Below are 18,790 nucleotides of genomic sequence, written 5' to 3' on the forward strand. Positions count from 1 at the left end.
TCCGTAACCATTTCGCTACCAAGTGAGATCAGCGTGGCCTAGGGTCGAGGGAGTCATCAACGTTCGAGATGCGGAGGACACGTTGGTAAACCGCAAGGAGTTAAACCCCGACGCAGGCCCTGAAGCGGCCTACGGGGCCCGTCTTCGCAGTTCGCGCGAGGCTCGCGGCTGGAAGCAGGACGATCTCGGTGAGCTGATCGGCTACTCGGGCAGGCACATCTCGGCGGTAGAAACTTGCTGCAAACCGCCAACCCGCAAGTTTTCGGTCGCCGCCGACGCCGTATTCGGGACCGAGGGGACGGCAGACTCGTTCGAACGCGCGTGGAACGAGATCCGGCACGGTGTGCTGCTGCAGGGGTTCCCCGAGTACGTGGGCTACGAGGGTCGCGCGGTGGAGATCCGGCTGTACGAGGTCGGGATCGTTCCTGGCCTGCTCCAGACACCGGAGTACGCACAGGTGTTGGCAGACAGCGCCGTGCGGCGGGGCGCGATCACCTCCCAGCAGGCCGACGAGCGCGTCGCGTTCCTGGCGGAACGACAAGCGGCACTGGAACGACCCAAGCCCCCCATGCTGTTCGTGACCATGGACGAGAGCTGCATCCGTCGGCCCGTCGGCGGGGCCGACGTCATGGACGCCCAGCTGGCACGGCTGCAGGAGTTCGCCGAGCTGCCGAACACGCTGCTGCAGGTGGCACCGTACGAAATAGGAGAGCGACGGACGTTTGATCTGCCGGTCAATCTCCTGACGCTCTCGGACCGGTCCGTGATCTGCTACGCCGAGTCCCAGTCCAAGGGGCATCTCGACCGTGAAAGCGCGTCCGTACTGCCCATGTTGACGGCCTACCATCAACTGCAGGGCGAAGCGCTGTCACCGACAGCGTCCATGGCCATGATCAGCCAGTTGCGAAAGGGCACCCCGTGACGACCGAATCCCCCCGCTGGTACAAGTCCTCGTACAGCAACAATGGCGGCAACTGCATCGAGGTCGCCGCCAACCTCGTCGCCCCGCTCGGCGTGGTCCCCGTCCGCGACTCCAAGAACCCGGGCGGCCCGGTGCTGAACACCTCGGCCGCCTCGTTCGCCTCCTTCGTGGCGGGCGTCAGGACAGGAGCGTTCGGCAACGTCTGAACCAGCCGTCGCAACGACGAAAGCCCCGCCGCGCCCCCGATTGGGAGCACGGCGAGGCTTCGTCGCTCACGCTGTCGCCGCGATGTCCTGGCGCCACGGGCGGGAAGGCTCTCTAGCCGAGCAGGATCGAGTCCCACAGCTGGGCGTCCGAGCCGTTCCTCGGGTCCAGGACGACCGGCGGGAACTCGCCGTCCTCGTTCAGGGTGATGACCCTGTCCCTGTTGGGGACTCCGATGGTCCACTTGCCGCCACCGGCCGGCTCGATCGTCCACTGGCCGGGCTGCTGCGTCGCCGAGACGAAGACGTCGTCGCCCCGCTCGACGAGGGCGTAGTCACCGGGGCGTCCCGGTTCGGCGGGCCGTCCCTGTCCGGAGATGATCGTGCACAGGCCGTTCCCGGCCGGCTTCACCACCCACCGCTCGACGGAGGGGCCGGAGAGGTTCCGCACGGGGACATCGATCGGCGGGTAGATCAGCGGGACGGGTCCGATCCCCAGGCCCGTCCCTGCGGGGGAACCCACGTTGTGGAGTACGTACCTGTTGGCCTCGGGGATCTCCGCCCCCCGTCGCCGGAGCGATGGCGGAGTTCGCGTGCGCGGGCTTCGCCGCCGAGGGTGTGGCGGCGTGGGTGGGGGCGGCGACGGTGATGCTCAGGACGGCGAGCGCAGCGGCAGCCAAGATCTTTTTCATGGTCTGGGGAACGATCGCCACGGGGCCCGGTCACGACCGGAACAGGATCCGCAAGCCGCCTCCATCCGGGCGGTCGTACCGCTCACCCGGGCGGGCGGTACGAGCGGCCCCACCGGCCGGTCAGTCCCCCACCGCGTCCTGCGGGTACCAGCGCAGTTCGACGGTGTTGCCGTCCGGGTCACGGACGTACACCGACTGCGCTTCGCCCCGGGCGCCGGAGCGGGAGACCGGGCCCTCCAGCACGGTGAAGGTGCCCGCGTCGATGACCTCCTGCCAGTCCAGCGGCTCGACGACCAGGCAGATGTGGTCGACGTTCGACTCCTGGCGCGGCCGGCCCAGCAGGTCGATGATCACGCTCGGGCTGACCCGCACCGACGGGAACGGGAACTTCCCCGCCCGCCACTCGTCCACCTTGATCGGCTCCAGTCCGAGCGGACCGCAGTAGAACTCCAGGGATCGTTCGACGTCCTGCACATTGAGCACCAGGTGGTCGAAGTCCTTGACTCTGACTTTCGCTTTCGCCTGCACGGAACGGCCTTTCAGTCGGTCTGGGAGGTCGGTTCGGTCTGGGAGGTCGGTTCGGTCGCCGGTGGCCACGGGACACCGGCGAGCAGGGGCAGGATCTGTTCCTCCTCGTAGTCGAGATGCGCGTTCAGCTCCGTGGACATCCTGTCCAGTTCGGCGCGGAAGCGCTCGGGTTCGGCGATGCCGATGTCCGCCAGCAGGGTCACCAGCTCGCCCTGGATGCGGGCGACCGTGCGGTGTTCGTCGGCGAGCCGGGCGAAGGTGTCCGTCAGGTGCGGGTGGTAGCGGGCGATGCCGGGGAACAGGTGGTCGTCCTCGCTGGTGTGGTGGAACTCCAGGGCCTGGCAGAACGCCAGGCAGCGCTGCCTGATCTGGAGCCCGAGGCCCGGAGGAGGCGGTGCGCCGGGGCCCCGGTGGGCGGCCCGTGCGGCGAAGTGTGCGTCCGCCTCCGCCTTCACCTGGCGCAACTGGCCCCGCAGCCAGGTGTGGACCTCCATCACCTTGTCCGCGAGGGTGCTGACGTCGCGGAGCGGCTCCCAGCCCTCGGGCTCGGCGCGCTCCAGCACCACGACCGGGAGGAGCCGGGTGGTACGGGCCTGGTAGTCGGCGTAACCGGGCGCCGCCTGCACGGCGTGCGCGAACAGTTCCTCGCGCCGCGCCCCCTGTGCGGGGACCGCGAGGGCCTGGAACGTACGGGTGCCGAGCTCCACCCGGACCACGGGGTGGGCGAGCAGATTGTGGTACCAGTCGGGGTGGTGCGGGGCACCGAGGCTGGAGCCGATGACCAGCAGCGTCTCGCCGTGGCGTACGTAGCCGAGCGGTGTCGTGGTCTCCTTCCCCGACCTCGCGCCGGTGGTGGTCAGCAGGAGGAGGTCGCCGCCCTCGAAGGGGCCGCCGACCTTCCCGCCGTTGGCGCGGAACTCCTCGATGACGGATTCATTGAAAGGTGTGGGCATGCGTTCTGTGTCTCCGTGGGAACGGGTGAGCGCGATGCGCGGGCCCATGACGGTGCACGGTGCCGGGGCATGCGGAATGGAGGAGTGCGACCGGCGGTCGCGGCTGCGTCAGATGCAGGGCGCGGAGTGTGAACTCATGACGGGCCCCTCGGTGAAGGGTGTTCGCCCGAGCACCGGCCGGCCCACTGCTCTTTGGCCGGCGTCACGCGACACCGGGTCCATTACACGCACCCCGGCGGGGGCCTGTCAACGCGCGGCCGTCCGGGCTCCGGACGCTCTTAGTCTGGTGCCATGCCCATCCCACCCGCATATGCCCTCGTCGCCACCGACCTGGACGGCACCCTGCTGCGCCGCGACGACACCGTGAGCCCCCGCACCCGCGCCGCGCTCACCCTGGCCGCCCGCGCCGGGGCCCGGCATCTCGTGGTCACCGGGCGGCCCGTCCCCGGGATACGCGGGCTGCTCGCCGGACTGGGGTACCGGGGGCCTGCGGTGTGCGGGCAGGGGACCCAGCTGTACGACGCCGGGTCCGGGCGGCTGGTGCGGGCGCTCACCCTGGACCGGGAGGCGGCCGACACCGCGCTCGGCAAGATCGAGGCCCAGGTGGGGCCGGTCTTCGCGGCCGTGGACCAGGACGGGGCCGAGGGCCGGACCCTGATCGAGCCGGGCTATGCGATGCCCCATCCGACGCTGCCCGCCCAACGGACCCGGCACCGGCACGAGTTGTGGGCCGCGCCCGTCGTCAAGGTGCTCATCCGGCACCCGGAGCTGACCGACGACGCGCTGGCCGAGGCGGCCCGAGGGGCCGTCGGCGATCTCGCCACCGTCACGCACTCCGGACCCGGCACGGTCGAACTCCAGCCGTACGGCGTGGACAAGGGAACCGGTCTCGCACTGGCCGCCGAGTATCTCGGGGTGGCCGCGGACACCGCGATCGCCTTCGGGGACATGCCCAACGACCTGCCGATGTTCCGCGCCGCCGGGTACGGCGTGGCCATGGCCGGCGCCCACCCGGAGCTACGGGCCGCGGCGGACGAGGTGACGTCGTCGAACGAGGAGGACGGGGTCGCGGCGGTGCTGGAGCGGGTGTTCGGGGCCGGGCCGGGCCGCGCCATGCGGCGGCAGACCGATCAGAGCGACATCAGGCAGTAGAGCCGGTGCGGCTCGGGGCGGGCCCGCGCCTCCTCGGCCAGGTCCGCCAGCCGCGCGAGGAAGCCGGCCAGTTCGCCGGGCGGGCAGTCGCCGCCGAACTCCTCGATGCGCGACCAGGTTTCGGCCACCTCGGCGAACCCGCCGGGTCTCGCGGCCGCGAGCGCGTCGCGCAGCTCGTCGGTGAGCGTGACCAGCCAGCGGGAGTCGTCATCGGGTGAGCTGAGCAGCCGGTTGAACCGCGGGAGCGAGGTGACGTCGTCGTACGGCGTGCCCGTGAGCATGCTCTCGGCCCGGCCCAACTGCACGTACGGTTCGATTCCCTTGACCGGGAGCAGCGGGAGACCGGTTTCCTCGATCCCCCGGCCGAAGGCCGCCAGGGCAGCGGGGTCGTCCGGTGCGCTGAAGTAGTCGTACAGATTTCCCATGTGCCGCATGTTCGCACTCCCCTCTGACAGCCGCCCGGCCTCACGGCTCCGGCGGCACCCCGATCGCCCGCAGCACATGCGTGACCAGGGCCGCGATCTCCTCCTCGTCCTGGATCGGTTTGCGCAGGACGTGCCGGTAGTACATCGGGCCGTACAGCATCTCCACGGCCAGCGGAAGATTCGCGTCCGGCGGGATCTGCCCCTGCTCCTGGGCCCGGCGCAGGCGGGCGACCGCCTCGTCGCAGCGGGGGTCGACCAGCTTGGCCCGGACGGTCCGTGCGAGTGCGTCGTCGTGGTGCATCTCGGAGAGGATCCCGGCGTACGCGGGGCCGAACGGCGGCGTGGTGATGAGTTTCACCGCGCCGCTCAGATTGGCCCGCAGATCGGCGGCGATGTCACCGGTGTCGACGAACGGCGTCGTGTCGACCAGCGCGTCGGTGAACGCCTCCAGGATCACCGCGCTCTTCGACGGCCACCAGCGGTAGATCGTCTTCTTGCTGACACCCGCTCTGGCCGCGATGGCCTCGATGGTGACGCGGCCGTACCCCTTCTCCGTGCACAGTGCGAGAGCGGCCTCCAGGGTCGCTCTCCGTGATCTCTCGCTGCGGCGCAGTGAACTCGGCGATGTGATCATTCGGTGAGCATAAGCGTGTCCGAACCGGCCCTTGTTGACAGCCTGTCGCCAGAGGTCGAACAATACCCAAGCGGAAACGGAACGTGCCGTGTCGTGTCGTTCCGTCAATTCGCACCGTTCGTGCCGTTCGTGCCGCGACGAGCCGATCGGGGGACGGCTCGCCCGGCCGACGGCGCGGGCGGGCGTTGCACCCCGTGCACCGGGGCGTCCCCGTGTCAGGCGGTGATGTCCTTCGTGGTGAACCGGGCCCAGGCCGCTGAGCCGAACACTGCCGCGTACAAGCCCTGAAGCCCCAGGTTCTTGACCACTTCGTCCCAGTAGACGGGGGCGCGCAGCAGATCCGCGTACGACATCCAGTAGTGCGGGAAGAGATACGGGTGCATCGCGCTCAACTGCGGGATGCCGTCCACGATCTGCACGGTGATCAGCAGCCCGACGGTCGCCGCCATGGCCGCGATGCCGCTGCCGGTGAGGGTCGAGACGAACAGGCCGATCGCCGCGAACCCGATCAGTGACGCCGCGACCACCACCGCGATCAGCCCGGCCCGCAGCAGCCCCTCGCCGAAGCCGATCCGGGTCCCCGAGATGGTGGTGACCTCTCCGGCCGGGAAGAGCAGCAGGCCCACGACCAGCGCGGACAGGGCCACGACCAGGGTCGCCACCAGGCAGAACACCAGTACCGAGGCGTACTTCGTCAGCAGCAGCCTGGTGCGTCCCGCCGGGGCGACCAGCAGATAGCGCAGGGTGCCCGCGTTCGCCTCGCCCGCGACGGAATCGCCCGCGACGACCCCGACGGCCATCGGCAGGAAGACCGGGAGCGTCACCGCGAGGGCGGCGAAGACCAGGAAGAGCCCGTTGTTGGTGACCTGGGAGAGGAACGCCGGGCCTCCCCCGCCGCCGCCCGGTCCGGGCGAGGAGCCGTCGCCCGTCTCGATCCGCACCGCGATGCCGATCAGTACGGGCACGGCGGCCAGCACGCCGAGCAGTGCGAGGGTGCGCCAGCGGCGCAGCGTGGTGGTCAGTTCTGAGCGGAGGATCCCGAAGGTCCACAGCGGGCTCGGCGTCCTTCCCGCCGCGGCGACCGCGGCATCGGCCTCCGACATCGAAACCCTCTCGGCTTCAGCCCGCGACATCGAAACCCTCTCCGGTGAGTGCGACAAAGGCGTCCTCCAGCGAGGCACGTTCGACGCCGAAGGACCTCAGGCGTACGCCGGCGTGGACCAGCGCCGCGCTGAGGTCGGCGAGTTCGACGTCGCCCGGCGGGGCCTCGGCGCTCACCCGGTCGCCGTCGGCTGTGATTCCGGTGACGCCCAGTTCCTTGAGGACCCGGGCGGCGTCGCCGGGGTCGGGGGTGGTGACGGCCAGTCGGCCGCGGGCGCCCGCCGCCAGTTCCGCGACCGGGCCCTGGGTGAGCAGCCGTCCCCTGGCCATCACCGCGGCGTGCGTACAGACCTGTTCGATCTCGTCGAGGAGGTGCGAGGAGAGGAAGACGGTGGTGCCGTCCGCCGCCAGTTCCCTGACCAGGGTGCGGATCTCCCGCATGCCCTGCGGGTCCAGGCCGTTGGTCGGCTCGTCGAGTACGAGCAGCCGGCGCGGCTGGAGCAGCGCGGCGGCGAGTCCCAGGCGCTGTTTCATGCCCAGCGAGTACGCCCTGGCCTTCTTGCCGGCCGCCGCGGCCAGCCCGACCCGGTCCAGCGCCTGCTCCACCCGGGAGCGGCGGGTGCGCGGATCGGCGGTCGGGTCGGCGGAGTCGTACCGCAGCAGATTGTCCCGGCCGCTCAGGAAGCCGTACAGCGCGGGCCCCTCGATCAGCGCGCCGACTTGCGGGAGCACGGTGCGGGCGGCGGCCGGCACGGGCCGGCCCAGGAGCCGGGCGGTGCCGGACGTCGGGTCGATCAGGCCCATCAGCATCCGGATGGTGGTGGTCTTGCCCGAGCCGTTGGGGCCGAGGAAGCCGAAGATGCTGCCGCCGGGGACGCTGAGGTCGAGGCCGTCGACGGCGAGCTGGCCGCCGCGGTACCGCTTGGTGAGGCCCCGTGTCTCGATCACGGCCCCGGGCTCGGTGACCGCCCGCGGCTCGGTCACGGTCCCGGACTCTGTCATGCGTACTCCCCATGGGTCGGGCGGGGCCCGTCCGCCGGACGGGTGATGGCGGACCGCCCCACCGTACGGAGCGTACGGCGGGGCGGGTGAGCGGTGCGGGAAAGCGCGGGCGCGCCCCGGCTTCAGGAGGCGCTGTTCGCCGCCTTGACCAGCGCGTCCTTCGTGACCGCGCCGACGTACACCTTGCCGTCGTCCGTCATCAGGGCATTGACCAGGCGGGTCTTGAAGACGGTGCCCGAGCCGAACTTTCCGCTGACCTTGTCGCCCAGCGCGTCCAGGAACTGCTGGGCCCCGGCCGGGGCGTCGCCCGACGCCTTCGACGGGATTCCGGTGCCGCCCGGGGTGGTGATCTCAGCGATCGTGCTCCAGCCCTCGCCGATGATCTTCGTGTTCCCGGCGTCCTTCCCACCGGCGCCCAGCTGTGCGGCGTCGGCGCCCGGGATCAGGTCGCCGAGGCCCTTGCCGGCCTTGTGCTCCGCCTTCGCGTCGTCGGCCTCGGTCACCTCGGTGCCCTTGGGCGGGGTGAACGTGAACGAGGAGGCGTCCGGCTTCGAGAAGTCGACCTTGGTGAACCCGGCGTCGACGATGGCCTTGCCGCCGCTGCTCGGGAGCATCGTGAACTTCAGCGGCACACCGTTCGCCGCGTCGACCGCGACCGTGACCGAACCGATCGTGGAGCCGCTCTGCTTCGGCTTGACGACCAGCTTGTACGCGTCGCGTCCGGCGACCTGCGCGGTGCCGCCGACCGTCACCGACGTGGTGGGGCCGGCGGCCTTCAGCACCTGCTCGGCGAGTGCCTTCGGGGTGGTGGGCACGCCCTCGGGAACGGGGTGCCCGGACTTCTTCCCGGCGTCCCGGCCGGCGTCCTTGCCCGCCCGGTCCTCGGTGGCGTGGTACGCCTGGTCGGACTTGCTGTCGTACGCCCAGACCTGGTCGCCGTTGTGGATCAGGCTGTACTCGGACGCGTCGTCCAGGATCGAGACGCGCTGCTTGTCGGGGCCGTCGGCGGCCACCCGGAGGGTGTGGGTGCCGGACGCCAGTTCCGTCATCCGCTCCTGCGGGTCGGCGCCGGCGCCGCCCTTGCCGCCCGCGCCGCCCGGGGCGAAGGATTCGGCCAGCCCGCCGAGCGACGGGATGCCGAGGTCCGTGCTGATCTTCACCGTGCCGGAGAACTGCTCGGTGTCCGAGGCGGCGATCTTCTCGATGAGTTCCTGTGCGCCGATCTTCGGCAGATCGGGGTCGCCGCTGCTCGCGAGCGCCGGGACGAGCCCGATCGTCGCGGCCGCTACACCCGCCACCGCGACCGGGACGATGTAGCGCGCCGCCTTGCGGCGGCCGGCGGCGGTGCCCCTGGTCCCGCCGTTGCTCCCGCCGTTGGTCTCTGCGCTGTCGTTCGGTGCCATCTGTGCCCTACCTCCGTGGTCGGCGGCTTCCGTCCGGTTGCACTCGTCCACTCCGTGCCGCCATTCTCACCCGGTTTGGTCAGGAGTGGTTGTTCTCCATCTGACCAAACCGGTGGCTCGGAAGCGTCAGCCCCCGGGAGCAACTCCGCGTACCTCTTCGGTATGACACCGCGGGACGGGCCCTACCCCGTTCGTCAGGGGTGGCCACTACGGGGCTCAGCCCGCGCGGTGCACCACCGCGTCGCACAGCTCGCGCAGCGCGGACTTGGCGTAGCCCTCGGGCAGCGGGGTCAGCGTGGCGCGCGCCTCCTCCGCGTAGCGGACGGTGTCCCGCTTGGCCTGCTCCAGCGCCGGGTGGGCGCGCAGCCTGCGCAGCGCCTCGGCGTGCCGGGCGTCGTCGCTGAGGTCGCCGTCGAGCAGTTCGACGAGCTCCAGGTCGTCCGGCTTCCCCTCGGCCAGCGCCTGCGCCCGCAGGTGGAGCACGGGGAGCGTCGGGATGCCCTCGCGCAGGTCGGTGCCCGGGGTCTTGCCGGACTCGTGGGAGTCGGAGGCGATGTCGAGCACGTCGTCGGCGAGCTGGAAGGCGACGCCGAGCCGCTCCCCGTACTGGGTGAGGATGTCGACCGCGGTCTCGTCGGCCCCGGCCATCATCGCGCCGAACCGGCAGGCCACCGCGACCAGCGAGCCGGTCTTGCCACGCAGCACCTCCAGGTAGTGCTCGACCGGGGCGACGCCCTCGGCCGGCCCCGCGGTCTCCAGGATCTGACCGGTGACCAGCCGCTCGAACGCCTCCGCCTGGATGCGTACGGCCTCCGGGCCGAGGTCGGCCAGTATGTGCGAGGCGCGGGCGAAGACGAAGTCGCCGGTCAGCACGGCCACCGAGTTGCCCCAGCGGCTGTTGGCGCTGTCCACGCCGCGGCGCACGTCCGCCTCGTCCATCACGTCGTCGTGGTAGAGCGTCGCGAGATGCGTCAGCTCGACGACGACGGCCGCGGGCACGACGCCCGGCGCGTCCGGGTCGCCGAACTGGGCGGCCAGCATCGCCAGCAGCGGCCGGAATCGCTTGCCCCCGGCGCGTACGAGATGCTGCGCGGCCTCCGTGATGAAGGGCACGCCGCTCTTGGTCGCATCGAGCAGCCCGGACTCGACAGCAGCCAACCCGGCCTGGACATCGGCCTCAAGTGCCTGGTCCCGCGCGCTCAGCCCGAACGGCTCGACGACGGTCACGAGGGGATCTCCTGTCTGCTGACGATCACACGGAATGTCGATGTGTCGCTGTCATCACTCAACTCAGCGTATCCGGTCCCCTTTGGATCACCGTGGGCGCCTTCCCGCCACCGCCGGTATGTTCGGGATCAGCTCATACGATCAGGAGTTCTCCCTTTGTCCCACACGGCCACCGACACCGAACCGAGTCAGCCGCCACCCGAAGACGACCATGCCTTTTTCGGCCAGCCGCGGGGGCTGATGACCCTGTCCGGCCTGGAGGTCTGGGAACGGTTCTCGTTCCTCGGCATGCAGGCGATCCTGGTTCTCTACTTCGCAGACACCGTCGCCCGCGGCGGCATGGGCATGGAGCCGGGCACCGCGGCCTCCGTCTCGGCCGCCTACGGCACCCTGGTCTACCTGGTCTCCGTCGCCGGCGGCTGGCTGGCCGACCGGATCCTCGGCTCCTACCGCGCCGTCCTGTACGGCGGAATCCTCATCGCCTGCGGGCATTACGCCATGGCGGTGCCCACCGACACCATGACGTGGGTCGGCCTCGGTCTGATCAGCGCCGGAACCGGTCTGCTCAAGCCCAATGTGGCCACCATGGTCGGCAAGCTCTACCGCACCGACGACGAGCGCCGCGACGCCGGCTTCGCCCTCTACTACATGGGCATCAACATCGGCGCGTTCCTCGGCCCGCTGGTCACCGGCTGGCTCGGGGACCACGCGAGCTGGCACTGGGGCTTCTCGGCCGCCGCCTTCGGCATGACGCTCGGTCTGATCCAGTACGTACTGGGCCGGCGTCACCTGGCCGGGCGAAAGCACAGCGCCGAATTCGCCCTCGCACCGGCACCCATGCGCCGCGCCATTCGGCTGATCGCCCTCGGCGCCGTCGTGGTCGCCGCCGTCGCCACCGCGCTCGCCCTGGCGGGCTGGCTGACCATGGACCGCTTCGTCGACCTGCTCACCCTGATCTCGGTGATCGCACCGGTCGTCTACTTCGCGGTGATGTTCCGCAGCCCGCAGGTCACCTCGGAGGAGCGCGGCAGGCTGCGCCCGTACGTGGTGCTGTTCCTGGCCTCCGTCGTCTTCAACTTCATCCTCTTCCAGGCGTACTCGACGATGATGCTGCTCGCGTCGACCAACGCCCGTACCGAGATCTTCGGTTTCCATTTCCCGGCGAGCTGGTACGCCTCCGCGCTCGGTGCCTTCGAGGTGGCGCTCGCCCCGGTGGTCGCCACCGTCTGGGCCCGGATGGGCCCGCGCCAGCCGCACGCCTCCAACAAGATCGCGATCGGGGTGATCCTCGGTGGGCTGTCCTTCCTGCTGATGGTGCTGCCGACCTCCGGGCACTCCGGAGACACCTACAAGATGGCCGCCTGGTGGATCGTCGGCTCGTACCTGCTGCTCGGTCTCGGCGACATCCTGCTGGAGACCTCCGGCATGTCCGCGACCACCAAGCTCGCCCCGAAGGCGTTCGCCAGCCAGACGATGGCGCTCTGGTTCCTCTCGCTGGCCCTCGCCAACGGCATCCAGGCCCAGGTCGTGAAGCTGTACGGCGAGGTCTCCAACCCCGCCTACTTCGGTGTCAATGGCGCGATCGCGGTGGTGGCCGGTGTGGCCGTCATCGCCGCCGCACCCTGGCTCAAACGCACCATGCACCCCGTCCACTGAGGTACCCCCATGCACATCCGCACCGCATTCCCGTACGAAACCACCCATGAGGACGTACGCATCCCGCTGCCGGACGGCACCCGGCTGTACGCCCGGATCTGGCGGCCCGTCACCGACGAGCCGGTGCCCGCGCTCCTCGAATACCTGCCCTACCGGCTGAGCGACTGGACGGCGCCGCGGGACTGGCAGCGCCACCCCTGGTACGCGGGCCACGGCTACGCCTCCGTCCGGGTGGACGTGCGCGGACACGGCAACAGCGAGGGCCTTCCGGGTGACGAGTACGACGCGACGGAGCTGGCGGACGGCGTCGCCGTCGTCCACTGGCTGGCCCAGCAGCCCTGGTGCTCCGGCCGGGTCGGCATGTTCGGCATCTCGTGGGGCGGCTTCAACTCGCTCCAGATCGCCGCGCTGGCCCCGGAGCCGCTGAAGGCCGTCGTCACCGTCTGCTCGACCGACGACCGCTACGACAACGACGTCCACTACATGGGCGGCTCGGTGCTCGGCGTCGACATGCACGCCTGGGCGGCCACCATGCTCGCCTTCGTCTCCCGGCCGCCGGACCCGGCGCAGGTCGGCGACAGCTGGAAGGACATGTGGCTGGAGCGGCTGGAGACCGTGGACCCCTTCATCCACACCTGGCTGGCGCACCAGACCCGCGACGACTACTGGAAGCACGGCAGTGTCTGCGAGGACTACTCCGCGATCCGGGCGAACGTCCTCGCGGTGGGCGGCTGGCACGACCCGTACCGCGACACCGTCCTTCGGCTGGTCGAGCACCTGGACCCCGGAAAGGTACGCGGGCTGATCGGGCCGTGGTCGCATCAGTACCCGGACCGCGGGCTGCCGCCGGGGCCGTCGATCGGCTTCCTCCAGGAGACGCTGCGCTGGTGGGACCAGCACCTGAAGGACAAGGACACCGGGGTCATGGCCGAGCCGCTGCTGCGGGCCTGGATCAGCGAGTCGCACCGTCCCGCGACGGTGTACGAGACGCTGCCGGGCCGCTGGGCCGGCGAGAACAGCTGGCCCTCCCCGGACATCGCGCCGGTCGCGTACGCCCTCGGCGGCGGCCCGCAGATCGTCGACTCGCCGCAGCAGACCGGGCTGGACGCCGGCCGGTTCTTCCCGTTCGGCAACGACGCCGACCTGCCGCCCGACCAGCGCGACGAGGACGCCAAGTCGGTCTGCTTCGAGTTCCCGGTCGAGGGCGCGCCCATCGAGATCCTGGGCCGCCCCCGGGTGAAGCTGCGGATCCGGATGGACGTACCGCGCGGCCAGGCGATCGCCCGGCTCTGCGACGTGGCACCGGACGGCTCCTCCACCCTGGTCACCCGGGGCGCGCTCAACCTGTCCGCCCGCCATGGCCGCGACCGCGCGGAGGACTGGCCGGTGGGCGCCACCGAGGACGTGGCCTTCGAGCTGAACGGCATCGGGCACACCTTCCCGCCCGGCCACCGGATCAGGCTCGCGATCTCCTCCTCGTACTGGCCGTGGATCTGGCCGCAGGCCGGTTCGGTGGGCTTCACCCTGGACGCCGACGGCAGCCTCGTCGAACTGCCGGTGCGCCGGCCCGTCCAGGATCCGGCGATCCGGTTCGAGGAGCCGGAGCAGTCGGAGCCGCTCGGCGTCGTGTACCCGGTGACGCTCGACGAACAGCGCCCGGAACGGCTGGTGGTCCGCGATGTCGCCAAGGGCGAATGGCGGCTGGAGGTCGACCCGCGCTATGGCGGCACCCGCGTCTACCCGGACGGCCTGGAGTTCACCGAGGACGCCCTGGAGACGTACACGATCCAGGAGAACGACCCGCTCTCCGCACGCACCCGCTCCGACTGGGCGATCCGGCTGCACCGGCCGGAGATGGCGTGGGACGTACGGGTGGAGACCCGCTCGGAGATCGGTGCGGACGACACCGACTTCATCACCTCCAACGAGGTGGTCTGCAAGGAGGGCGGCGAGGTCGTCTTCCACCGCACCTGGGAGAAGCGGATCCCGCGCACGGCGGGCTGACGACACCCCGCCTCCGCCCACCGCCGTGCCCCGACACCGGGGCACGGCGGAACTTTCCGGGCATCACGGGCAGTTGGGGCTCTCCCGCGAGCAGGCGGCGCCGACGTAACGTGTCCCCCAAGCGACCTGGAAAGCGAGGCAGCAACACATGCCCGAGCAGAGCAGCCCGCTCGATCTGGCCGAGGGCGACCCCTTCGGTCCGCACAACCTTCCCTACGGAGTGTTCTCCACCCCCGATCACCCCGAGGACCGCCGGGTCGGCGTCCGCATCGGCAACCACGTACTGGACGCCGGAGCGGCGGCGTACGCACTCGGCTCGCCCTACGCGCAGCTCCTCGCGCAGCCGGACCTCACCGCGCTGCTGTCGGCCGGCCGCACCGCCTGGCGGGACGTCCGGCGGGCGCTGACCGCGTGGGTGACGGTCCCCGCCCACCGCGCGGACGTCGAACCCCTGCTGCACCCCATCGACGCCGTGACGCTCCACCTGCCGTACGCGGTCGCGGACTACGTCGACTTCTACGCGAGCGAGAACCACGCCACCAACGTCGGACAGATCTTCCGGCCGAACGCCGAGGCGCTGACGCCCAACTGGAAGCACCTCCCGATCGGTTACCACGGCCGGTCCGGCACCGTCGTGGTCTCCGGCACCGACGTGGTGCGCCCGTCCGGCCAGCGCAAGGCACCGGCCGACCCGGCCCCGGTCTTCGGTCCCTCCGTGAAGCTGGACATCGAGGCCGAGGTCGGCTTCGTCGTCGGCGTGGGCTCCGAGCAGGGCCGCCCGGTCCCGCTCGGCGACTTCCGCGACCACGTCTTCGGGCTCTGCCTGCTCAACGACTGGTCGGCGCGGGACATCCAGGCCTGGGAGTACGTGCCGCTCGGCCCGTTCCTCGGCAAGTCCTTCGCCACCTCCGTATCGGCCTGGGTGACACCGCTGGAGGCCCTGGAGTCGGCCCGCATCGCGCCCCCGGCCCGCGACTTCCCGCTGCTCCCCTATCTGGAGGACGCCGACGAGGACGAGGCCGGCGGCCTCGACCTGCGGATCTCCGTCGCGATCAACGGACAGGTGGTCGCCGAGCCGCCGTTCGCCACGATGTACTGGACGGCGGCCCAGATGCTGGCCCAGATGACGGTGAACGGGGCTTCGCTGCGCACCGGCGATCTGTACGGCTCCGGCACGGTCAGCGGCGCCGAGCCCGGACAGCGCGGCTCTCTCCTGGAACTGACCTGGAACGGCCGCGACCCGCTGGACCTCCCGGACGGCAAGCGCACCTTCCTGGAGGACGGCGACACGGTGACGATGACCGCCTGGGCGCCGGGGCCGGACGGCACCCGGGTGGGCCTCGGCGAGGTCACGGGGCGGATCGTGCCCGCGTCATGACCCAGCCCGCCCCGGAACTCACGCTCCCCGAGGAACTGCTGCTGCTCGCCCTGGACCCGCTGCGCGGCAAGCCGCGGTGCTCCGGTCGTTTCCTGGAGTACGGGACGGCCGGCGCGGTCCTGAAGGAACTGGAGTTGCAGGGCCGGGTCACCGGGCAGGGTGGCCGGATACGGGTGCTGAACCCGCTCGCTCCCGCGGACCCGCTGCTCGCCCAGGTCCTGGGGAGCCTGTCGGCCCCGGGCACGGGCTGGCCCGCGGGCGACACCGACACCCGGCGGTGGGTCCGGCAGACCGGCCGGTACGTCCAGGAACTGTGCCTGGAACACCTGGTGCACCGCTCGGTCCTGCGCAGGGAGACCCACCGCTTCCTCGGCCTGCTGCCGTACCACCGGCACCCGGCGGCGGACCCGGCCCTGCCGCTCACCGTCCGCGACCGCTTCACGTCCGCCGAGGCCGCCGGCTTCCCGGACCCGCGCAGCCGCACCCTGGCCGCCCTGGTCTCGGCGATCGGCCTGTCGGGCGAGGTGGCCCGGGGCGGCCTGCGGCAGCGTTGGGCGATGTACAACCTGGTGACCGAGGAGTGGACCGCGGAAGCGGTGCACCGGAACGTCCGCCAGGACCGGGCGAACCGGAGACGCAGAAGCCACCTCAGCAGCGGGGGCGGGTCCTCCGGGGGCGACTGAGGGGGACCGGCGGGCCTGGGATCGCCCCCGGAAACCCGCTGGTCAGCGGCGTGAGGGTCGTTCACACGTTCGGGTGAGCCCGGTCCCGTTCCGGCGGTGGCGCCGGAGAGTCCCGCGAGGCTCGGCGGTGTGAAAGAACCGATGAGCGTCGAGCCCGAGGCCCCCGAGCCCCGGTGGGCGGTCCCGCCCGTGGGCGGCTGGACCGCCGATGACCTGGACACACTCCCGAATCTGCCTCCGCACACGGAGCTGCTCGACGCGAGCCTGGTCTTCCAGTGTCCGCAGGCCGTGTTCCACTCACGGGCGATCAGCTTCTTCAGCGGGTGGCTGCAGTCGCTGGTGCCGCACGGCCTTGAGGTGGCGGCCCGGTTCACCATCGACATCGACCGCTACAACCGGCCCGAGCCCGATGTGGTCGTCGTGGACGGTGAGGTCGTCCAGGACCTGGATCAGACCCGCTTCCCCGCCGAGTCCGTGCAACTGGCCATCGAGGTCGTTTCCCCGGAATCCCTGACCCGGGACCGGGAGACCAAGCCCGTGAAGTACGCGCGGGCGAAGATCCCCCACTTCTGGCGGGTGGAGAACCACGACGACCGGGTGGTGGTCTACGTCTTCGAGCTGGAGCCGTCGACCGGGGCCTACACCTCCACCGGCATCTTCCACGACCGGATGAAGGTCTCCGTCCCCTTCCCGGTCGATCTCGACCTCACCGCGATCACCACTCGCCGCCGGGCGGCGGACCCGCGCAGTAGGTCCGGCCGCCCCAACCCGTACTCACTCGTACTCGGGCGGCTCCTCGTCCCAGCCGAATTCGGGGTCGGCTTCGGGGGCCGCCGGAGCCGGTACGACTTTCAGGGCCGGGGCCGCCGGGGTCTTCTGGGCCGGTGCGGGGCCGGCTTCGGGGGCCGGGGTCTCCGCCACCGGGCCCGCCTCCCCGAGCGAAGCCAGCACCTCCAGCACCCCCTCCCCGTACGTCGCCAGCTTCTTCTCGCCCAGGCCGCTGATCCCGCCCAGCCCGGACACCGAGTCCGGCCGGACCGTGGCGATCTCGCGCAGGGTCGCGTCGTGGAAGATGACGTACGCCGGGACGCCCTGCTCCTTCGCCTGGGCGCCCCGCCAGGCCCGCAGCGCCTCGAAGACCGGGACGGCCTCGGGGGTCAGCTCGGCGACTGCCGCCTGCGACTTCGACTTGCGTTCGGCCTTCGTGGCACGCGACGCGGGCTTCGGCGCCTCCTTGCGCAGCAGCACCTCGCGCTGCCGGCCGAGCACGGAGCCGCTCTCCTCGGTGAGCACCAGCGTGCCGTACTCGCCCTCGACCGCGATCAGCCCCTGGGCGAGCAACTGTCGTACGACGCCCCGCCATTCAGCCTCGGCCAGCTCCTCGCCGATGCCGAAGACCGAGAGCTGGTCGTGGTCGAACTGGATGACCTTGGCCGTCTTGCGGCCGAGCAGGATGTCGATGATCTGGCCCGCGCCGAACTTCTGCCCGCGCTCCCGCTTCAGCCGCACCACGGTCGACAGCAGCTTCTGCGCGGCCACCGTGCCGTCCCAGCTCTCGGGCGGGGTGAGGCAGGTGTCGCAGTTGCCGCAGTCCGTCGTGGCGGGCTCCTGGCCGAAGTACGTCAGGAGCTGGGCGCGGCGGCAGCGCACCGTCTCGCACAGGGCAAGCATCGAGTCCAGGTGGGAGGCGGCGCGGCGGCGGAACGCCTCGTCGCCCTCGCCGCCCTGGATGAGCTTGCGCTGCTGGACGACGTCCTGGAGTCCGTAAGCCATCCAGGCCGTGGACGGCTGCCCGTCACGGCCGGCGCGGCCGGTCTCCTGGTAGTAGCCCTCGACGGACTTCGGCAGGTCGAGGTGGGCGACAAAGCGTACGTCGGGCTTGTCGATGCCCATGCCGAAGGCGATGGTCGCGACGACGACCAGGCCCTCCTCGCGCAGGAACCGGGACTGGTGGACGGCGCGGGTGCCCGCGTCGAGCCCCGCATGGTACGGGACGGCCTCGATGCCGTTGCGGCAGAGGTACTCGGCGGTCTTCTCCGTCGAGTTGCGCGAGAGGCAGTAGACGATGCCCGCGTCCCCGGCGTGCTCGTCCTTGAGGAAGGAGAGCAGCTGCTTCTTCGGGTCGGCCTTCGGCACGATCCGGTACTGGATGTTGGGCCGGTCGAAACTGGCGACGAAGTGCTTGGCGTCGGGCATGCCCAGACGCTGGGTGATCTCCTGGTGCGTCGCGTCGGTCGCGGTCGCCGTCAGGGCGATGCGCGGCACGTCGGGCCAGCGCTCGCCGAGGACGGAGAGGGTCAGATAGTCCGGGCGGAAGTCGTGGCCCCACTGGGCGACACAGTGCGCCTCGTCGATCGCGAAGACGGAGATCTCGGCGCGCGAGAGCAGTGCGAGCGTGGAGTCCAGGCGGAGCCGCTCCGGGGCCAGGTAGAGCAGGTCGAGCTCACCGGCGACGAACTGGGCCTCCATCGAGCGGCGCTCGTCGAAGTCCTGCGTGGAGTTGATGAAGCCGGCCCGGACGCCGAGCGCCCGCAGCGCGTCCACCTGGTCCTGCATCAGGGCGATCAGGGGCGAGACGACGATGCCCGTACCCGCTCTGACCAGGGCGGGGATCTGGTAGCAGAGGGACTTGCCGCCGCCGGTCGGCATGAGCACGACGGCGTCGCCGCCGGCCACCACATGGTCGACGATCGCTTCCTGCTCGCCGCGGAACGCGTCGTACCCGAATACCTTGTGCAGCGTCCGCCGTGCGTCGCTCTCGGTCACATCCATGGTCCCGCCCGTCGTGCCCATCTGCTCTGTCCCCCGGGTCCGTCCCGCTCTGGTC

17 protein-coding genes and 1 pseudogene are annotated in these 18,790 nt (G+C 71.0%); 8 read left to right on the forward strand and 10 right to left on the reverse strand.

The window, feature by feature from the left end; genetic code table 11:
* Positions 1-82: 82 nt before the first annotated feature.
* Both ABZ622_RS02085 and ABZ622_RS02090 read left to right on the forward strand, forming a co-directional pair.
* Positions 83-922 carry a helix-turn-helix transcriptional regulator gene (locus tag ABZ622_RS02085; protein ID WP_360539398.1) on the forward strand — a complete coding sequence of 280 codons (840 nt, stop codon included), beginning with the start codon at positions 83-85 and terminating at the stop codon, positions 920-922.
* On the forward strand, positions 919-1,128 hold the full coding sequence (locus ABZ622_RS02090; protein WP_360539400.1) for a DUF397 domain-containing protein: 210 nt from the start codon (positions 919-921) through the stop codon (positions 1,126-1,128). The genes ABZ622_RS02085 and ABZ622_RS02090 overlap by 4 nt, the downstream gene beginning before the upstream one ends.
* A gap of 112 nt (positions 1,129-1,240) precedes the next feature.
* Here the strand turns inward: ABZ622_RS02090 and ABZ622_RS02095 are convergent, their stop codons facing one another.
* From ABZ622_RS02095 to ABZ622_RS02105, 3 genes are all read right to left on the reverse strand, one after another.
* Positions 1,241-1,648 carry a hypothetical protein gene (locus tag ABZ622_RS02095; RefSeq protein ID WP_360539402.1) on the reverse strand — a complete coding sequence of 136 codons (408 nt, stop codon included), beginning with the start codon at positions 1,646-1,648 and terminating at the stop codon, positions 1,241-1,243.
* Between the two features lie 289 nt (positions 1,649-1,937).
* A complete protein-coding gene (locus ABZ622_RS02100; protein ID WP_360539404.1) occupies positions 1,938-2,345 on the reverse strand; it encodes a VOC family protein in 408 nt (135 codons plus the stop codon).
* A gap of 11 nt (positions 2,346-2,356) precedes the next feature.
* On the reverse strand, positions 2,357-3,298 hold the full coding sequence (locus tag ABZ622_RS02105; RefSeq protein WP_360539406.1) for a nitroreductase/quinone reductase family protein: 942 nt from the start codon (positions 3,296-3,298) through the stop codon (positions 2,357-2,359).
* A 291-nt stretch (positions 3,299-3,589) separates the two neighbouring features.
* Between ABZ622_RS02105 and ABZ622_RS02110 the strand changes: the two genes are divergently transcribed.
* Positions 3,590-4,450, forward strand: a complete 861-nt coding sequence (locus tag ABZ622_RS02110) for an HAD family hydrolase (protein WP_360539408.1) — start codon at positions 3,590-3,592, stop codon at positions 4,448-4,450.
* On the opposite strand, the gene ABZ622_RS02115 is transcribed toward ABZ622_RS02110, so the two are convergent.
* From ABZ622_RS02115 to ABZ622_RS02140, 6 genes are all read right to left on the reverse strand, one after another.
* Complete coding sequence (locus ABZ622_RS02115) at positions 4,429-4,875, reverse strand: hypothetical protein (RefSeq protein ID WP_360539410.1); 447 nt, start codon at positions 4,873-4,875, stop codon at positions 4,429-4,431. The two genes, ABZ622_RS02110 and ABZ622_RS02115, sit on opposite strands and share 22 nt — an antisense overlap.
* 40 nt (positions 4,876-4,915) lie before the next feature.
* Complete coding sequence (locus ABZ622_RS02120; RefSeq protein WP_360539412.1) at positions 4,916-5,509, reverse strand: TetR/AcrR family transcriptional regulator; 594 nt, start codon at positions 5,507-5,509, stop codon at positions 4,916-4,918.
* A gap of 215 nt (positions 5,510-5,724) precedes the next feature.
* Positions 5,725-6,612 (reverse strand): ABC transporter permease, encoded by an 888-nt coding sequence (locus ABZ622_RS02125; protein WP_360539414.1) that lies wholly within the window; start codon positions 6,610-6,612, stop codon positions 5,725-5,727.
* Between the two features lie 16 nt (positions 6,613-6,628).
* Positions 6,629-7,612 carry an ABC transporter ATP-binding protein gene (locus ABZ622_RS02130; RefSeq protein ID WP_360539416.1) on the reverse strand — a complete coding sequence of 328 codons (984 nt, stop codon included), beginning with the start codon at positions 7,610-7,612 and terminating at the stop codon, positions 6,629-6,631.
* Positions 7,613-7,734: 122 nt separating this feature from the next.
* Positions 7,735-9,015 (reverse strand): DUF2092 domain-containing protein, encoded by a 1,281-nt coding sequence (locus ABZ622_RS02135; RefSeq protein WP_360539418.1) that lies wholly within the window; start codon positions 9,013-9,015, stop codon positions 7,735-7,737.
* 216 nt (positions 9,016-9,231) lie between these two features.
* Positions 9,232-10,242, reverse strand: a complete 1,011-nt coding sequence (locus ABZ622_RS02140; protein ID WP_360539420.1) for a polyprenyl synthetase family protein — start codon at positions 10,240-10,242, stop codon at positions 9,232-9,234.
* A 156-nt stretch (positions 10,243-10,398) separates the two neighbouring features.
* Here ABZ622_RS02140 and ABZ622_RS02145 point away from each other — a divergent pair, with 156 nt between their 5' ends.
* The 5 genes and pseudogenes from ABZ622_RS02145 to ABZ622_RS02165 all read left to right on the forward strand — a co-directional run.
* On the forward strand, positions 10,399-11,898 hold the full coding sequence (locus ABZ622_RS02145) for a peptide MFS transporter (protein WP_360539422.1): 1,500 nt from the start codon (positions 10,399-10,401) through the stop codon (positions 11,896-11,898).
* Positions 11,899-11,907: 9 nt separating this feature from the next.
* Entirely contained in the window at positions 11,908-13,902 is a 1,995-nt protein-coding gene (locus ABZ622_RS02150; RefSeq protein WP_360539424.1) for a CocE/NonD family hydrolase, read from the forward strand.
* Positions 13,903-14,050: 148 nt separating this feature from the next.
* On the forward strand, positions 14,051-15,280 hold the full coding sequence (gene fahA / locus ABZ622_RS02155; protein WP_360539426.1) for a fumarylacetoacetase: 1,230 nt from the start codon (positions 14,051-14,053) through the stop codon (positions 15,278-15,280).
* The gene (locus tag ABZ622_RS02160) at positions 15,277-15,963 is read left to right on the forward strand and encodes a GPP34 family phosphoprotein (RefSeq protein WP_360539428.1); all 687 of its coding nucleotides are present in this window, start codon (positions 15,277-15,279) and stop codon (positions 15,961-15,963) included. Before fahA ends, ABZ622_RS02160 begins: the two co-directional genes overlap by 4 nt.
* A gap of 141 nt (positions 15,964-16,104) precedes the next feature.
* Positions 16,105-16,707: pseudogene (locus ABZ622_RS02165) on the forward strand (Uma2 family endonuclease); the annotation flags it as partial.
* Between the two features lie 30 nt (positions 16,708-16,737).
* Here ABZ622_RS02165 and recQ read toward each other — a convergent pair.
* The gene (gene recQ, locus ABZ622_RS02170) at positions 16,738-18,735 is read right to left on the reverse strand and encodes a DNA helicase RecQ (protein ID WP_360540236.1); all 1,998 of its coding nucleotides are present in this window, start codon (positions 18,733-18,735) and stop codon (positions 16,738-16,740) included.
* Positions 18,736-18,790: the final 55 nt, after the last annotated feature.

The organism is Streptomyces sp. NPDC007164, from assembly GCF_040634135.1.
In the GTDB taxonomy this organism is placed as follows: domain Bacteria; phylum Actinomycetota; class Actinomycetes; order Streptomycetales; family Streptomycetaceae; genus Streptomyces; species Streptomyces sanglieri.